The sequence below is a fragment of the Aureisphaera galaxeae genome (assembly GCF_028561275.1).
In the GTDB taxonomy this organism is placed as follows: Bacteria; Bacteroidota; Bacteroidia; order Flavobacteriales; family Flavobacteriaceae; genus Aureisphaera; species Aureisphaera galaxeae.
The window spans coordinates 1,002,307-1,018,872 of the sequence record NZ_JAQQTF010000002.1 but is presented as its reverse complement, the minus strand read 5'-3'; the positions used below and the strand labels follow the sequence as shown (position 1 = coordinate 1,018,872).

The 16,566-nt window shown below is 44.4% G+C and carries 7 protein-coding genes; all 7 read right to left on the bottom strand.

Annotated elements, in window-relative coordinates; translation table 11 throughout:
* Window positions 1-7: 7 nt before the first annotated feature.
* The 7 genes from POV27_RS04390 to POV27_RS04365 all read right to left on the bottom strand — a co-directional run bounded on the left by POV27_RS04390 (window position 8) and on the right by POV27_RS04365 (window position 16,454).
* The gene (locus POV27_RS04390) at window positions 8-889 is read right to left on the bottom strand and encodes a hypothetical protein (protein ID WP_272861510.1); all 882 of its coding nucleotides are present in this window, start codon (window positions 887-889) and stop codon (window positions 8-10) included.
* A 12-nt stretch (window positions 890-901) separates the two neighbouring features.
* Window positions 902-1,711 carry a hypothetical protein gene (locus tag POV27_RS04385; protein ID WP_272861509.1) on the bottom strand — a complete coding sequence of 270 codons (810 nt, stop codon included), beginning with the start codon at window positions 1,709-1,711 and terminating at the stop codon, window positions 902-904.
* 10 nt (window positions 1,712-1,721) lie between these two features.
* Complete coding sequence (locus POV27_RS04380; RefSeq protein WP_272861508.1) at window positions 1,722-2,537, bottom strand: hypothetical protein; 816 nt, start codon at window positions 2,535-2,537, stop codon at window positions 1,722-1,724.
* A gap of 655 nt (window positions 2,538-3,192) precedes the next feature.
* A complete protein-coding gene (locus POV27_RS20330; protein ID WP_419179933.1) occupies window positions 3,193-3,255 on the bottom strand; it encodes a hypothetical protein in 63 nt (20 codons plus the stop codon).
* A gap of 8 nt (window positions 3,256-3,263) precedes the next feature.
* Window positions 3,264-6,632 carry a M36 family metallopeptidase gene (locus tag POV27_RS04375; protein WP_272861507.1) on the bottom strand — a complete coding sequence of 1,123 codons (3,369 nt, stop codon included), beginning with the start codon at window positions 6,630-6,632 and terminating at the stop codon, window positions 3,264-3,266.
* A gap of 194 nt (window positions 6,633-6,826) precedes the next feature.
* Window positions 6,827-11,779 (bottom strand): M4 family metallopeptidase, encoded by a 4,953-nt coding sequence (locus POV27_RS04370; RefSeq protein WP_272861506.1) that lies wholly within the window; start codon window positions 11,777-11,779, stop codon window positions 6,827-6,829.
* Between the two features lie 190 nt (window positions 11,780-11,969).
* A complete protein-coding gene (locus tag POV27_RS04365) occupies window positions 11,970-16,454 on the bottom strand; it encodes a T9SS-dependent choice-of-anchor J family protein (protein ID WP_272861505.1) in 4,485 nt (1,494 codons plus the stop codon).
* Window positions 16,455-16,566: the final 112 nt, after the last annotated feature.

Genomic DNA, 16,566 nt, shown 5'->3' with positions numbered 1-16,566 from the left:
AAAAAAATTAGTCGCCAATAAAGTTAAATTCTACGGTGCAGGGCATCTCCAATCCAATATATCCTTGTCCGGTTCCTGTATCACCATTATTAACAAAATAGTTGTGACCTGTATTAATGCAGTTACTTAGTGTAAATGTATAATTGTGTCCTCCTCGAAGGTACAAATAATATACACTGGAAGCGTAATGAACGAATCCTTGACTTACTACAGAAGGGGAAACTACATCGGTCTCTACACCGTAAGAGTGCATATAAAGCCATCCTTCATCGTTGCTGTAAAAAGAACTGGAAGGATCTATGTCTACACCCGTGCCACTCATAGTAAAGAAAATGGCACCTTCGGTAGTAGCCAATGAAATGTCATCTACACTCTGAAAGTCGGAAAGTTCACCACATGCAAAATTTGCGCGCACTTCTACTCGATAGTATCCCGAGAATTCTGGCGTGAATGTTTGATTGGTCAAACCAGGGATATTATCGGAATCTCCAGGCTGTGGATCCGAATAGGATTCTCGAATGGTCGTTCTAAAGGGGGCACTGGTTTGTTCGAACTTTTCATAGTCGAACCTAACGAATTGCGCTTCCCATCGCGATCCGTTCCATGCATACAACCCAGGGGAAACATCACTGGAGCCACTAGTGGTTAATGCAGTATTGTACACCACGGTTCCAGTGGCCACGCTTCCACCATTAGGGTTTACCACAGGAGATTGCACCGTATAGTCGGTGAGGGCAATACGCGGATATATGATTCCGTGATTATCGTCGGATACATCCAAAGCTCCCTCGGGAGTTTGTGTTCCAATACCGATTTGTGCATAGTTTGCGGAGTAGCATCCAAAAGCTAGCACCATAAGTATAATTCTGAAAATATAAGTTGCTTTCATAATCCTGTGATTTTATTCTCCCATATAGTTGAACTCAATCGTACACTCTATATCGTCATTTGTGTTTATGTATCCTCTTCCGTTCCCACTATTTCCACTGTTTTGGAAAATGGTGTTGGAATCCATATCAAAGCTAAGAGAGAAGTTATAGGTGGTGCCTCTCGTTAATGTTTTGTTTACGACATAAGTCACTTGGTGGAACTGGTTGTCGTAGATTCTATCGGTGCCTCCATCTGAGTAATCATCATTGTTGACTCCCGAATAGCTTCTTACATCGAACTTATGGGGAACACTATTGAAGATGAAGTTGAATTCCCCTTTTTGTGCCCCAAAGTTGGCATACTGTGGGTTGGACACGGTATTCAATCTTCCTCCACCAAAATGTACGGTTATCGCAATGCGGTAATCCCCAGAAAAATTAGGGGTGAAACTAGTGTTGTCCAATGAAATGGTTTGTACTCCAGCATTACCATCAGTTCTTAAAACAGGGTTGGTCTGGGAGGCCAGCATACTATCATTTTTGTTGAATTGGGGAATCCATTTGGTTCCTGTCCAAATATAGATGCCCGGATATACACTGGAAGAACCAGCTGTAGAGGTATTTGTGTTGAAAACTGTGGTCCCAGCGACCAAAGAGGCTCCATTTGGATTGCTAATGGTTTCTACATTCACATCGGTAAGACTTACCACGGGATAAATAAGCCCGATGTTGCTTCCGCTAATGTCCAAAACTCCCTCGGGGGAAGTAGTGTTAATTCCTACCTGCGCTTGTAGAGCAAGACAAGGAATTAATAACAATATATATATGTAGTGCTTTTTCATAAGTCGCGTTTTATTCACCTAAATATGTTATTTCTACATGGCAAGGAATGTCGTAAGCAACATATCCCAGCCCAGTACCAAACAGGGCATCGTTGTTCATAGCATATCCAGCGCCATGAAGGAATGTAAGACTGAAGTTAACCGAGTCGCCTGCATCCATATTGGTATAAAAAGTTCTGTTGGTCTCTTCCCAAATAGCAAAGTAATTAGTGGCTCCTACCGATGAATCATAGGCGGTGGAATAAGCTCCTACCGGAATGGTATAGGCAGTTCCGTCGAAAGTGAAAGTGAAATCGCCTTCTACTCGAGCGATATTCAAATTCCCTTGGGAGGTAACTCCTTGATTGGGAACTTTAGCACCACCGGCTCCAAAGTCTACACGAAGATTAATTCTGTATTTACCAGTAAAATCGGCAGTAAAAGCTGTGGTTCCTATAATCGTCATGGAAGTCCCATCTGCAGGCCTGAATCCGGTACTACTCTTAAAAATTTGATATTGTTTTTTGGGAAACTGTGGTATCCACTTAGAGCCATCCCATGAATAAATGCCTGGAACTACGTCATTGGTCCCTGTCATGGTGGTGGCTGTATTGTAAACGGTGGTCCCCACTGGAATGCTACCCGTTTGTGGATTGGTTACAGGTGCTTGTACTACGGAGGAGGTAAGTGCAACCGTAGGCAATACCACTCCCATATTGGAGCTGTTTATGTCCAAACTTCCCTGCGGCATGTCCGTGTTAATTCCTACCTGCGCAAATGAAGTTGAGGTTAGCGCCACGAGGAACAAACCCAATAGCATTGTACTGAAAAAGTAATTTTTCTTCATGATTTGGCGTTTAAGTGTCCTTACCGCGTACGGTAGTTACACGTTAAAATTCAACTTTTAATCGATTATATGAATCTTCTCAAAAATTGTTTTCGCTCAAATCACCAAAACTTTCGATGTGATCATTGAATAGTTTACCGATGGGCTAGTTTTCGGAAACAGTAAGGAAATGAAGAAGGGGGCGTTAAAATTAGTAGTCCGCTTTCTTTTATTCCAGTTTTCGAAAGGGGGTAATAGGTGGGGATTACCGAATAGGTTCGGCACTATAACTGAATAGGAAAATCCTACGCAGCCGAAATGGTCCATGGTAAATTTGGATCGCACTTAGTGGTTTTTAGTGATTTGGTTATAACAAGTTTACATTTTATATTCCATAAAACCCAAAAAAACTCGATGAAATGCACTAAAAATCAATATTATAGGAAAAATACTACAAATTTTAACAAGGAAATAACAATTATCGTTTTTTCGATTGTTGAAAGATTGTAGAATTAAATAGAGTACGCAAAGCCCGTCACCCCATACTTTTTTGATGATCAAGAACGGGTAAAATTGACAAGAATTCGATAGGCCTATTTTTTTTTCCTAAAAAATCAGATCCGTTTTTATCATGGTAATTATCACATTTTGAGTGTAGAAACAAATCTACTTTGTATTATTTTTTAATCACTTTCTTCGTCAACTTTCCTTGATCCGTGACCACAGTAACGAAATACACCGAACTGTTCAATCCCGAAAGATCCNAAGGTTCACGTTGATGGTACCGTTGTTGGTGGTCACGGCCGAATCGTCCGTCTGCACCACGCTCCCCTGGTGCTCCACCACCAAGGTTCCATTCACGGTAATATTTCCTTCAATGTCCAAATATTCATCGGCACCCACGGTTACGGTCACCCCTGCATCTACTTCACAGGCACAGGCGGTAACGTTTCCACTAGAGGTGTTATAGTTTTGACTGAACCTAGCATTCTTTCCGGCATCGGGAAGTCCATTGTCCCAAGAACCACCAGAATAAGTAGTCGTTTCTCCTATTACTGTTACAGTGGAAGTACACATAGAAACTCCTCCATTTCCGTCATCGGCTGTTACCGTAATGGTATTCGATCCAACGTCGGTACAAGTAAAGGCACTTTGATCTAAGGAAACTGTTACGCTATTTCCACAATTCAAGGCCATGGAATCTGGTTCTGGGGTAAACGTAATGGTATAGGCACCCGAAGTCCAATTTCCTAGATTAGTTACTGGATGCGTAATCCCAGTGGTCCCTGTGGCGTCTTCCAGCCCAAGGGTTCTATTCCCACCATCCGATTGTACATCGATTAGGTGAACTTCGACCACATTGCTCGTTTCATATAAATGCAATTGTGCAGAAACCGTATTGGGCGAAGGTGGGCTCGCTGTCCAGTGAGGCACATTGAGATATTCCACCACCAACTTTCTATTCGGAGCAGTTCCAAACACTTCGTACATAATCGTACCTCCTTGGTTGGGACTTAAATCATCCCAAACCACAGCCACCATATTATTAGGTGCACTTGCCGTAGGTAAGGTAGTCGGTGTATAAGAAGCGGCTCCTGTCATTCCAGTTCCATCGAAAGAAACAAATCCGTTGGATGCTATATAGAAATCGGTATAGGTCGTGCTATAAAAATCGAAATCGAATCCAATAGGGATTGCCGATGTTCCGGCATCATCTCCCAATGCCACGCTGGTAGCTCCTCCTGTAAAGGTTTCGAGGGAGTTTCCATTAGCTTCGGAAAGCACATACCCTCCCGGAATGAAATTGGAAACTACATCGGTCCACTCGATGGTCGCATTTCCACCTGCATCTAAGGTCACTGAAACATCGTTACAGGTAAGCGCTGGATTTCCACTAGTCACCGTAATATCATCGGTATAATCTGTAGCCGAACCTCCAGAACAGGAGTCCACCACATTATAGTTAACCGTGGCAACACCCACACCAGCTACTGAAGGATCGAAGGTAAATGTAGACCCATTTCCATCGTCAGTTACACCAGGTCCACTATACACACCTCCTGAAGGAGATCCTCCAGAAAGTGTCATTACACCTTCGGTAATACATACCTCATCGTCAGAGCTCGTAAAGCTTCCTGTTCCTGGTGGAAGGTCAAAAGCTTCGGTACCATCGGCTCTACTGGCAGATGATCCTTGGTCCGCACTATTTCCTAATCCTCTTCTGGCAAAAGCGTCCCAAATAGCACACTGGTTGGCTCCGCCGTAAATATTTACATCGGCTTGCAAAATGGCATCACGTCCGTCTACAAATCCAGGGCTACAAGGCTGTAACTTGAGCGCTTCGGTAACAAGAGCCAAGGCCTGTACATTTCCGGCATCTGTTGCAACATTTCCAGTTACTGTGTAGAAATCGGTACTAAATCCATGATCTCCTATCAATTCCCAGGTCATTTCCCAAAGCATGGCGCACCAAACAGAACCTACTCCGTGAGGAACTGCTTCAGAAGTAATATCGGCATAGGTATGTGGATTCACTGCGAAGTTTGTGCTGTACGGATGGGTCCTAATTCCAGGTCCACTGGCACCTTGTCCAACCAACCAGGTTCCAATCCCTCGAGAGTCTGTAGCAGCATCGCCTGCTTCCATCGTATACATAAGGGCATAGTAATCACTCCATCCTTCTCCCATTTGTTCGGTATTGTTCAAACAACCTGAATTCCCAGCACCCCCCGTAAGTCGGGTAGAGATTCCGTGACCAAATTCATGAACAATAACTCCATTATCTAAATCTCCATCACGGCTTCCACATACATACATCTGCATTCTACCTCTTCCTCCATCGGTTGGGGTGGCAAAGTTTGCATTACAGGTTCCTGATCCATCCTGAGCTTCAGATCGAACCGAGTCTCCTGCAACACCACCATTTCCGTAATTGTTAACTTGAAAATTTCCCGAGCCCTCATCAAATCCGTAGTGATAGGTAATGTCGTGGCAAATATTGGTCCAATAGAATAGGTTAGTAACGGCAGCATCGATACTTCCGTCACCTACAGTAACGTCCAAGTTTAGAGGGTAATCGAAATCAAGAGCGGGTCCAACTCCTCCATAAGCTCTTTCAGAGTCCGTACCCGATCCAGTACCACTTATGGTACTACTAGTATCATCATAGGCGTCACAGTTATTACCAATGGTATAATTGGATTCGTCTCCCGCTACTCCATCGGTATCGTGCCACCCAAAAGGAGAGGCTGTGGTATCGTGTGGATCGGTTACAGAAGATCTCGACCCATGGTTTGGAGTTTCAATAGGAACTGGATATACATTGTAGGTATCTCCTGTTAATGCCGGTTGGTTTTCGACCGTGTAGAATAATGGTCTCTCTTCGGTTTTGTGATCATGATTGTGTCCTTCTTCAAAACAGGAAATGGTAAAATTGTACTGGTCGATGATCTGTCCATTGGAGGCATCCACCAAGAAATTCCACCAGTCGGCCGATGTTAATTCTTCTACCGACAATTCCCAGATGGAGTAAACGCCCATTCCTTCCTTGTAGTAGTACATGGAACGTACAGGAATAGGGGTTGCAGAAATTCCTGCCTTATTGAAAATATAATCACTGTTGGATCTTCTTTCCAATTGGGCCAAGTCTGAAATGGCATAATTCATTTGGTTGGCTACCGAACGAATTGCTTGCTCTGCATTCAGCGAGGCCGAGGCGTTTATCAACCTAGATGAAATACCTTTCACAAAGTTGATGTTTGACTTAATGACAGTTCCTCCACGGGAAATATGAAGACTCGATTCCGTTCCCTGTACTTCCAGACCATTAATGGCCTGACGGAAATACATATGGTGGGTTCCACTCACCCGGCTCACATGCTGCGCAGTGACAACATACTGCACATCTTCTGTGGTTAATCGATTGCTAGAAACATAAGCTTCTAACTGTCCTTCGATGGTTGTCGCCTTCGAAACAATGGCATGTTCCCCTAGGGTAACCTGCGGTTGTGAAGACTGTACTTGTTTCTTCTTTTGGGCTACTGCTGTAATTGTTAAAAGACAAAAAAGAGTAGATACCAAAAGTGGATTGCTAAATAGTGTAGTCCTTAATCTCATAGTTCTAAAAAAAATCAAATAGTTGAGGGCATAAATTATTGGGAATAAATTAACAAAAAAAATACACATGATTTAACCAAAAGTCGAAAATACCATGCATTTTATCGAAAAATTATGGTTTTACCTGAAAAAAAAGCAAGAAAAAGCCCACTTTAAAAAGTGGGCTTTTTCCGAATATAATGTAATGTATTTTCCTACTTCTTGATCACCTTTTTTGTAAGGATACCTTGATCTGTAGTTACGGTCACAAAGTACACAGAAGTATGAAGTCCTGAAAGATCCATCCGAAGGGAAGAATTACCCTGAACATTCATTTCGGTGATCTTTCTTCCCATGAGGTCATGCACCTCTATCTTTTGTAAGGCAGCTACTGGGGAAACAATGTACAATTCCCCTGTGGTTGGGTTTGGCAATAGGGCTATACTCTCTAGCTGAGCGTCATTCGTATCTAAAACCCCCGAGGTAAACTGTAAGGTAAATCGGTTATTAAAAGTCCCAGCTTCACTTACAAAACCATAGGAATCTTCTCTTAAGTCGTGTACATTGCCTGTAATATTGTCCACAAGATAAATTCCAGACGCTGACAACTGACTTCCTTCTACGGCTCCAATTGAAATTTTGTATTCGGTATTCGCATCTACCAAAGTAGAGAACCCTACGGGTACTGTAATCGAGCTATTGAATGCTTCCCGAGTTTGGATTCCAAATTCACCTGTACCATCCTGTAAGTGCGTATATAGTGACACCACGGTGGCTAGCCTTCTACTATCGTAACCCGCATCCAGATACTCCGTAGCAACTGGATCGAAAGCAATAAGGGCTTGTTTTTGCAGTCCATGAGCCTGATCACTAATTTTTAACCAAATACGCTCCTTATCCTCTTGTAAACGTAAGGTATTGTTTCCGGTAGTTCTTCTCATCGCATTGGTGAAGGTTGCTGTACCTGCAGCACCTGCCTTAATGGCAAATCCTTGCCCTGTTGAAATCATTCCATTAGGTTCAGTAGTTGTGCCGGGATCACTAGCAGCAGCGGTTCCTCCAGAAAGGTTGTACATAGAGATATCTTCCATAGAGAAATTCATGCTCCCTGCTCCAGGAATGGAAGGACTTGGAGGTGTTAAGTGCTCCCAGAAATACACTTCGTCTATCATGGCGTTGCCAGTAATGAAATCATCCGCAGAAATGGCAGAAGCATACGGATTGGCCAAGACATTAGGACTGGCATTCTTATTATCGGCTGCCGTCGGACCCGGCGTGTTCTGAACTACAGTGAAATTAATATCCCCAGTATTCAGGGTACCGCCGTCATAGGTATAGTTAAATATCCCTCCTGGTTGTCCATAACCGGCCTGAGGACGCACTATATATCCTACCCCAGGAGTAATGGTTCCCGTTGGCATTGCGATCCAGTTGTCATAATTATCATCGGCAAAGTTCTCTGCTCCTGGCAAGGCAGCAGCCACGTCAGGGTTCGGTACGAAATTCAAGGTTTCATGATCCAATACCAAAAAAGCAGTATTCCAAACACTTTCGCGCGTTTCTGCAGTCATTGGGCTACCCATTACCATAAAGTCTCGGGAAGCCAAATTAGGTGTGGTAAGTCGTACATTGATGTTTCCATTGTTCTGAACCAACGGATTGGCATCCGTTTGCACCACACTACCTTGATGTTCAATATTTAAAGTACCGTCTACAACGATATCTCCAGCAACGCTTGCAAAGGTTCCAGCCTGAATATCCAGTACCCTACCTGTGTTAATGGTTAGCTTACATGCATTAAGATCTCCATGGGTACTGGTATCGTAATCGCCATTCAACACTACTTCGTTGGTAGCATCGGGAGCTCCCGCAGGGCTCCAGTTAGCGCCATCCCATGTTTTTGTTCCACCGGAACAGGAAACAAAGGCTCCAATGGGACCGAAGTAATAAGTTCCATTCAATCCCGTAAAGGATCCAGTAAGGGTTACATTGGTTCCAAAACTACCAATGGTAAGCGATGCAGTCTCAGTAACGCTAGACGCAGTTCCTCTAGCAGCCACTAAACTTGTTCTTGACAATCCCGTAGCAGCTTCCCAACCAGAAACCTCAGCTTCTGTGAGATAAAAAGCAACACTCGCACTCCCGGAACCGGTCGTATTGGCAGGACTAATATTAAAAGTTTTATCTGTCACAAAATTAGGCGACGTACTACCATTGTATGCCTGCGCTGCATTCCCTGCACGCGATACAGATACATCTACGCATCCATAATCGAAACTATTGGAGTTCGTAATGTTTAACATTACATCGCCAGTGCTAGGATCTGCGGTATACGCAGTACCTGTTCCATCCATATCTATCTGATCTGGAGCACCACTATTCACAGTAGTCTGCACTGAAGTTCCCTGGGTCACAACTACCTCGATGGTGTCTAACATCAACAAGCTGTTTCCTGTTGTATTGTAATGCCTAAAGGCCAAGTGACCTGTTTGTCCTGCAAGGGACGCTAGGTTCACTGTTCTGGTATCTGTATTGTTTCCAATCGTATTGGCCTCTTCAACCAAGGTTCCGCTCAGTGCGGCTGCCACAGAATTTGTGGAGGCAAAATACACCGCATAATGCTCAGGAGCGGATCCAAAGTCTCCAATTTCAAAAGTAATTTCTGTATTCGTGGCATCTGCTGGAATCGTGAACGAAGGACTAAACAAGAAGTTGTCCGGCGTCAAGGTTCCAGATCCACCAATTACTGCCTGATTCGTAACAGACCCAGCCCATCTTCCGGTAAGACTACCATGTGCCAAAGGATCGAAAATACCCCATTGGTTGGTGTCTCCGTCATTATCGGCTATGGTCCATCCTGCCGTACTTTCAAAATCCGCAGAAAATACGGTCGTATTTACTGAAGCAACGGGGGCTGCATCGTCATCGCTAATGGTGAGCGTATAAGTATCTGCAGCGGTATTGGCCACAGCATCTCCTCCACCAGCATTTACCGTAAAATCTATAATTACAGTTTCATCCCCTTCTACAAAGCTATCGTGATATACACGTAGGGTCATGCTCTGGTTTCCAGTTGCGCCTGCAGGAAAAGTAACGGAAGGCGTTTGAAGATTATAATCTGCAGTGCTAGAGGCTGTTCCGCTTCCATTTTCAGCAAAATTTACAGTAGCGGTAGCGGAAGGTGCCGAGGTAATACTTAAGGTAATGTTTACATCGGTGTAACTACAATCTGTTCCCTCCGTAGTGCTTGAAGATGTAGATACAAAACCAATGGTAGGTTGTGCCGAACAACTTGGGTCCGCAACATAAGCAGCTCCTACCCCGACGGCATGCATCGCATCGGTTACAGATTCTATTTGAGTAGAACATAGTCCATATAAATCTTGAGCGGCTTGAATAGCAGCGGTACGGGCGTCTGCATGGGTAGCTGTCGTATTGGTAATGGTAACACGCTGCATACGATCGGCAATAAGCTCGGCATCGGCCATTCCAATTCCTGTTACACTATAAGCATCTCCGTTATCGTTGGTTCCACTACCTCCTTCTACAATAAGGTAGAACCAGTAATTCAATACTCCACTATTGGTGTGTACCCCACAATAGTCATTAGAAGCTTGATCGGGTGTAATACAACCTTCGGCTACGGTAGCTGGTTGCCAATAGGTACCTTGATAGGTATCTGGTTGAAATCTTTCATTAGGATCCTCCATAGAACGCAAGGCGACACTTCCGCTTCTTCTATCGATTTCATCTCCAATTAACCAAACTTCATCATTTGGATTGGCATTGTTTCCATTTCCTTTGGCTCTAAATTCGATCGCAGCTCCCCAGATATCGGCAAAAGCTTCATTCAAGGCTCCAGATTCTCTTTCATACGCCAAGTTGGCTGTGTTCGTCATTACCGCGTGCCCAATTTCGTGTGCACATACATCCATAGAAGTAAGGATATCGAATCCGTTACATCCTTCGGAGTCGCCACAGGAACCATCTCCATAACTCATCCATGACCCATTCCAGAAGGCATTATTATAATTAGTCTGTACGTGTACTAAACTGAAAATGGCAGCTCCAGCATTATCGAAACTGTTGATTCCATGTACGGCATCCCAATAGTCGTATACTTCTTCTGCTCCCCAATGCGCATCCAACTCCCCTTGCGTCTTCCCAGGAAATTCAGAAGCCTCCCAATCATTATCGTTGTTGGGATCTTGAATATCTGTTACCGAAGAAGCATCATTGGCTGGAGCATTGTTCGCGTCATACGTACGTACCGTTACTCCATTAGGCTGAGACAATAAGCTATAGGTTCCGCTAATTTGAAGGGTCTCTACCTGCTGATCGTTACCACTATATTTGGTATCTGCATCACCCGCCGCAAGTACAATGGGTGTGTATACATACGCTTCTTCAATGCGCTTGGCAACATCTTCTCTTGGTACATATGCGATTTGTTTTGCCTTCTTCCCGTCATGGCCAAAGTTATTGGCGTGCTTAATGATAGGGTTTCTATGCAACACCTCATTGGTTCGGGCGTCCATATAAACAATATCACGTAGGGGCTGTCCCGCTGCAAACACGTCAAACTTCCATGCCAATTTATTAATGGAAGAATCTTCGAAATTGGTTAAAATAACCAATTCTCCTTGTGGTTTTTCATAATCTGCAATGGCTGCTGCTTCTGGGTATTCCCACATTGGGGTCACCACTCCTAGGGTAGTCACTGCTTTGGATAAAGCCGCTGCAGGTGCAATAGAAGGAGTTGTGGCTACTTCCCCTAAATTGAGATAAGAACCATGTATTTTGGCCAACTGTCCATTCTTGTAATGTGCTTTCATGTGGGCAATCTCGACCTTAACTCCTTTATAATACTGATGCATCTCTACGATGGTATATCCCAAACGATCCTGAAAGGCAGGTTTGGAAGAGCGCACAAAGGAATAGTCATTGGACAATTTCAGTTCACTCAAAATTACTTCTGAAGTGGACTTCCCTTGTGACTTTTCTGAATCGATAGAAATGTAATCACTTTTTTTAAGGCCTAAATCCTGCGACACTTGGGTCGTACCAAACTGTTGCGGGGACTTAGTTAGAATTCTTTGGTTTTGAGACAATGCTGTGGCGCACACAGACAAAGACAAGGCAAAGAGCATAAGAGTATTTCTCCTCATTGCGAAAATAGGTTTTAGGGTTCATCAAATTTTGGGGGTCAACCTTTACATGGTTATTCTTCCGAATAACAAGATGCCAAAAATAACATTTTATCGATAAAAAACAACTTTTAATCGACGATCTAAAGGATTTGTTAATAAAAAAACGCCTCCGTACGGAAGGCGTTTTTCACATTTAAATATTATGTCTTTATTTCCTTACTATTTTCTTAGTGAGCACTCCTTGATCGGTGGTTATCGTAACAAAGTATACAGAGCTCCTTAAACCTGAAAGCTCCAAGCGTACATTGTCCGCTCCCCCTGCTTCATGCATCGTGATCATTCTGCCCATGAGATCGTACACTTCTACCTTCTCGATGGCAGCCTGTGGAGAAGCAATGTTCAACTGGCCCATTGTTGGGTTGGGGAACATGGCAATCGACTCTAAGGCTACACTCTCGGTCCCCAGCACTCGGCTGAAAAGCAATGTGAAACGGTTATGGAAGGTTCCCATTCCACTAACGAAACCGTAAGAATCTGCCCTAAGGTTTTGGGCAACTCCCGTTTGGTGGTCTATAATATACACTTCAGAATCCATTAACTGAGGCCCTTCAATATCGGCTATGGAAATCTTGTATTCCGTATCGGCATCGATGAGGGTTGAGAACCCAACGGGTACGGTGATTGAATGATCGAACTGCCCCAGGGTCTGGATACCGAGTTCTTCGGTACCATCGGGAAGGTGGGTGTACAAAGAAACCACCGTAGCCAATCTTCGGCTATCATACCCCGGATCCATTCCCTCTGAAGCATTGTCTCCGTTGAAAGCCAACAGTGCCTGTTTTTGCATGCCATATTCAGAAGTGGATAGGTTCAACCAAATACGCTCCCTGTCTTCCTGAACGCGCAATGTATTGTTATTATCGGTTCTCCTCATAGCATTGGTAAAGACTGCTGTTCCGGCAACCGTAGCCTTGATACCAAATCCTTGGCCCGTGGATACATATCCATTGGGACGCGTGTCGATACCCGTTCCATCTGAAGCTGCGGCAGTTCCACCCGATAGGTTGTACATGGAGATATCTTCCATAGAGAAATTCATGCTTCCCGCTCCTGGTAAGCTTGAACTCGGGGGCGTAAGGTGCTCCCAGAAATACAACTCGTCGATCATGGAATTGGCATTGATGAAGTCATCGGCAAAAATGGCCGAAGCATATGGGTTTGCCATGATGTTCGGACTGGCATTCTTATTATCGGCAGGCGTTGGACCGGGCGTGTTCTGCACCACCGTAAAGTTAACGGTACCCGTATTAAGGGTCCCGCCATCATACATATAGTTGAACACACCTCCCGGTTGGCCATACCCAGCCTGTGGGCGTACGATGTATCCCACTCCAGGTTCAATCGTTCCCGCTACCACGGGCGACCAGAAGTCATTGTTGTCATCCGCAAAGTTCTCGGCTCCCGGGAACATGGCTTCTACATCCGGATGCGGCACAAAGTTGACGGTCTCCGCATCCAATACCAAGAAGGCCGTGTTCCAAACGCTTTCCCGAGTCTCTGCGGTCATTGGGCTTCCCATCACCATAAAGTCCCTAGAAGCCAAATTGGGCGTTGTTAAGTTTACATTGATGGTTCCATTGTTTTGAACAATAGGATTCGCATCGGTTTGCACCACACTCCCCTCGTGCTCCACTACTACCGTACCATCTACTGTAATGTCGCCAGCAACGCTTGTGTAGGTACTTCCTGGCACTATTAAGGTAAACCCAGTATTTATCGTTAGCTTACAGGCATTTAGGTTTCCATGGGTATTGGTATTGTAATTTCCGGCCAAAATGACTTCGTTGGTAGCATCAGGTGGCCCTGCAGGGCTCCAATTGGCACCATCCCAGGTTTTGGTCACCCCAGCACAGGAAGTAAAAGCACTTGCCGTCCCGAAGTAATAATTTCCGTTAAGTCCGGTGAATGTTCCCGTAAGGGTCACATTGCTACCGAAACTGCCAATGGTAAGGGCGGAGGTCTCCGTTACACTGGAGGTGCTTCCCCTCGCCGCGACCAGACTTCCACGAAGCAGTCCAGTGGCCGCTTCCCAACCTGCGATTTCCGCTTCAGTGAAATAAAAGGTAATGCTGGTATTGCCGGACCCAGTTGTATTCGTTGGGGTAATCGTAAATGTTTTGTCCGTCACCAAATTGGGAGCGGTACTTCCGTTATAGGATTGCGCACCCGTTCCAGCTCGGGATACCGATACATCTGCACATCCATAGTCGAAACTATTGGAGTTAGTGATATCTAACATCACATCCCCAGAGCCAGGATCGGCGGTATGTGCCGTACCCGTTCCATTTATATTTACTTGATCCGGAGTGCCACTATTCACTGCTGTTTGCACAGGGGTTCCTTGCGTAACAACCACATCTATGGTATCTAACATGAGGAGACTATTCCCTGTAGTATTGTAGTGCCTAAAGGCTAAGTGACCTGTTTGTCCAGCTAGGGACGCTAGGTTCACTGTTCTGGTATCGGTATCGTTACCAATGGTGTTGGCTTCTTCAATCAAGGTTCCGCTCAATGCGGCTGCCACAGAGTTTGTGGAGGCAAAATACACTGCATAATGCTCCGGAATGCCGAGGTCACCAATTTCAAAAGTAATTTCTGTATTGGTGGCATCTGCAGGAATCGAGAAAGCGGGACTGAACAAGAAATTATCCGGTGTGAGGATACCCGATCCCCCAATTACGGCTAGGTTCGTAACGGATCCAGCCCATCTTCCCGTAAGATTTCCGTGTGCAAATGGATCGAAAATCAGCCATTGATTTCCATCTCCATCATTATCTGCCACAGTCCATCCTGTTATATCTTCAAAATCTGCCGAAAAAACATTGGTGTCGAAAGAAGCTACAGGAGCTACATCATCATTGGTTATCGTATATGTAAAGGTATCTGCAGCGGGGTTTAGTGTAGCGTCACCTCCATTGGCATTCAAAGAGGTGTTCACAACAATGGTTTCATCCCCTTCTACAAAGGCATCGTGATAAATCCTCAAGGTCATGGTCTGAGAAGCTGTACTTCCAGTATTGAAGATCACGCTCGAAGTCATCAAATCAAAATCTGATCCTTGCGAGGCGGTGGAAGAACCATCAATACTAAAGCTTACTTCAGCATTTGCCGAGGGTGCCGCTCCTATATTAAGGTTTACATTTACATCGGTAAAGGAGCAATCGTTACCTTCGGCTCCATTTCCAGTAGTGGAAGCAAAAGCAATCTCTGGAGTTAACACAGCCGCTGTTAGGGAAATACTTAAATCATACATCTGAACGTTATCGACCGAAGCACCCTGCTGACTCACACGAACAAAATATGTTCCGGCACTAGGTAAAGATATATTTGTAACGCTTTCGGCAACTCCAGGTCCATTGGCGTCTCCCGTCGCCAATACCGAAACTCCATCCGTGTTCAGTATTTCGAACATCACATCGGCCACGGTTAATGCGTTAAAGGCTGTTCCTGCTGAGCAACTCCCATCACCATTTTGAACTCCACTTAGATACAGCGTTCCCGTGGGCGTAAGTGTTCCCGAAAGCAGTGTTGACTGACTAATAGTAAAAGAATAATAGTCCACATCTCCATTATCGTCAACACTTCTTTGGTTTCTATTATACGTAACCGGATTTGCAGTACTGCCCAGCACTGTTGCCGTTCCAGAAGTATCATTGGCTCCTTCGGGATCTCCATAATTCCTGTTCGTTGCTAAAATATCATCTTCTTGGGGACCTGTAAACACAGTAGTTACGAAAGGCTCCATTAATTTTGTTTGTGATACTGGACATACATGTAAAATACCCAATCCATGACCAATCTCATGAGTTAAAACGTTCGTGGTACCTATACCCGGATTGTTTGAATAGTAGTTATCATCGGTATCGATAATCATGTCACCATTCTGAGGAAAATAGTTACATGCCAGAACATTACTATTACCATCGACTCGGTGCCCTGAAATACGCAAATCCCCTCTTACTCCTATAGCTCCAGCCCCTCCAGTAACCACAGTAGCTCCGTCGTCATTGGGCTCATACACAAAATTTAATCCACTCACGGCCGACCATGAATCGAACATGCTAACGAAAACTGCATGCCATGGTGCTGTCGTGAAATCGCCAGGAGTTGTTGGACCTCCATAGATCCCATTGAAAAATGCTATAAAGTCACTTGGATCGCTCGACTCACCAGGTACCTGACAACCGCTATTCCCTATAGGTGTACCATCGGGAACATAACTCCATGTTAGAGTTGTGAAATCACCTTGACCTAAACCTCCCCCATCTGAAGCGGTGGTAGTCCAACGATTCAGCAAATTGAATCGAGAATCATGTGAGTCCGGTAACCCTAGGCTATTTTCTAGCGCTGCTCTACTCTTATAAAAATCTTCTACAACACTTGGGTCCGTATCGGGTGCAAAACAGGTAGCCGGGAAACCAATAAATTCATCAGAGTTCCCTTTGGTCAACTCAATGGCTTGCTTCAACGATTTATCCAAGTGTGTTGTTATAAATGAAATAGCATGTTGCTTTAGTATTGCCTCTGCCTCTTCATGAGCTGGGGTATGGTTATGCATGCATTCGTGTGAAGTATCTGCCGAAAATTTACTATGGGTATTATCGGCATCCCTTTCAATAATTGTCGTCGTCAAAAAACATAGCATGCCTATATATAGTATTCGCATGCAAACTGATGGTGTAATCTTTCTTCTCATAATAATATAGTCTAATGGCCAGGGGGTTTTTGGCTGAATGATTTAAAAA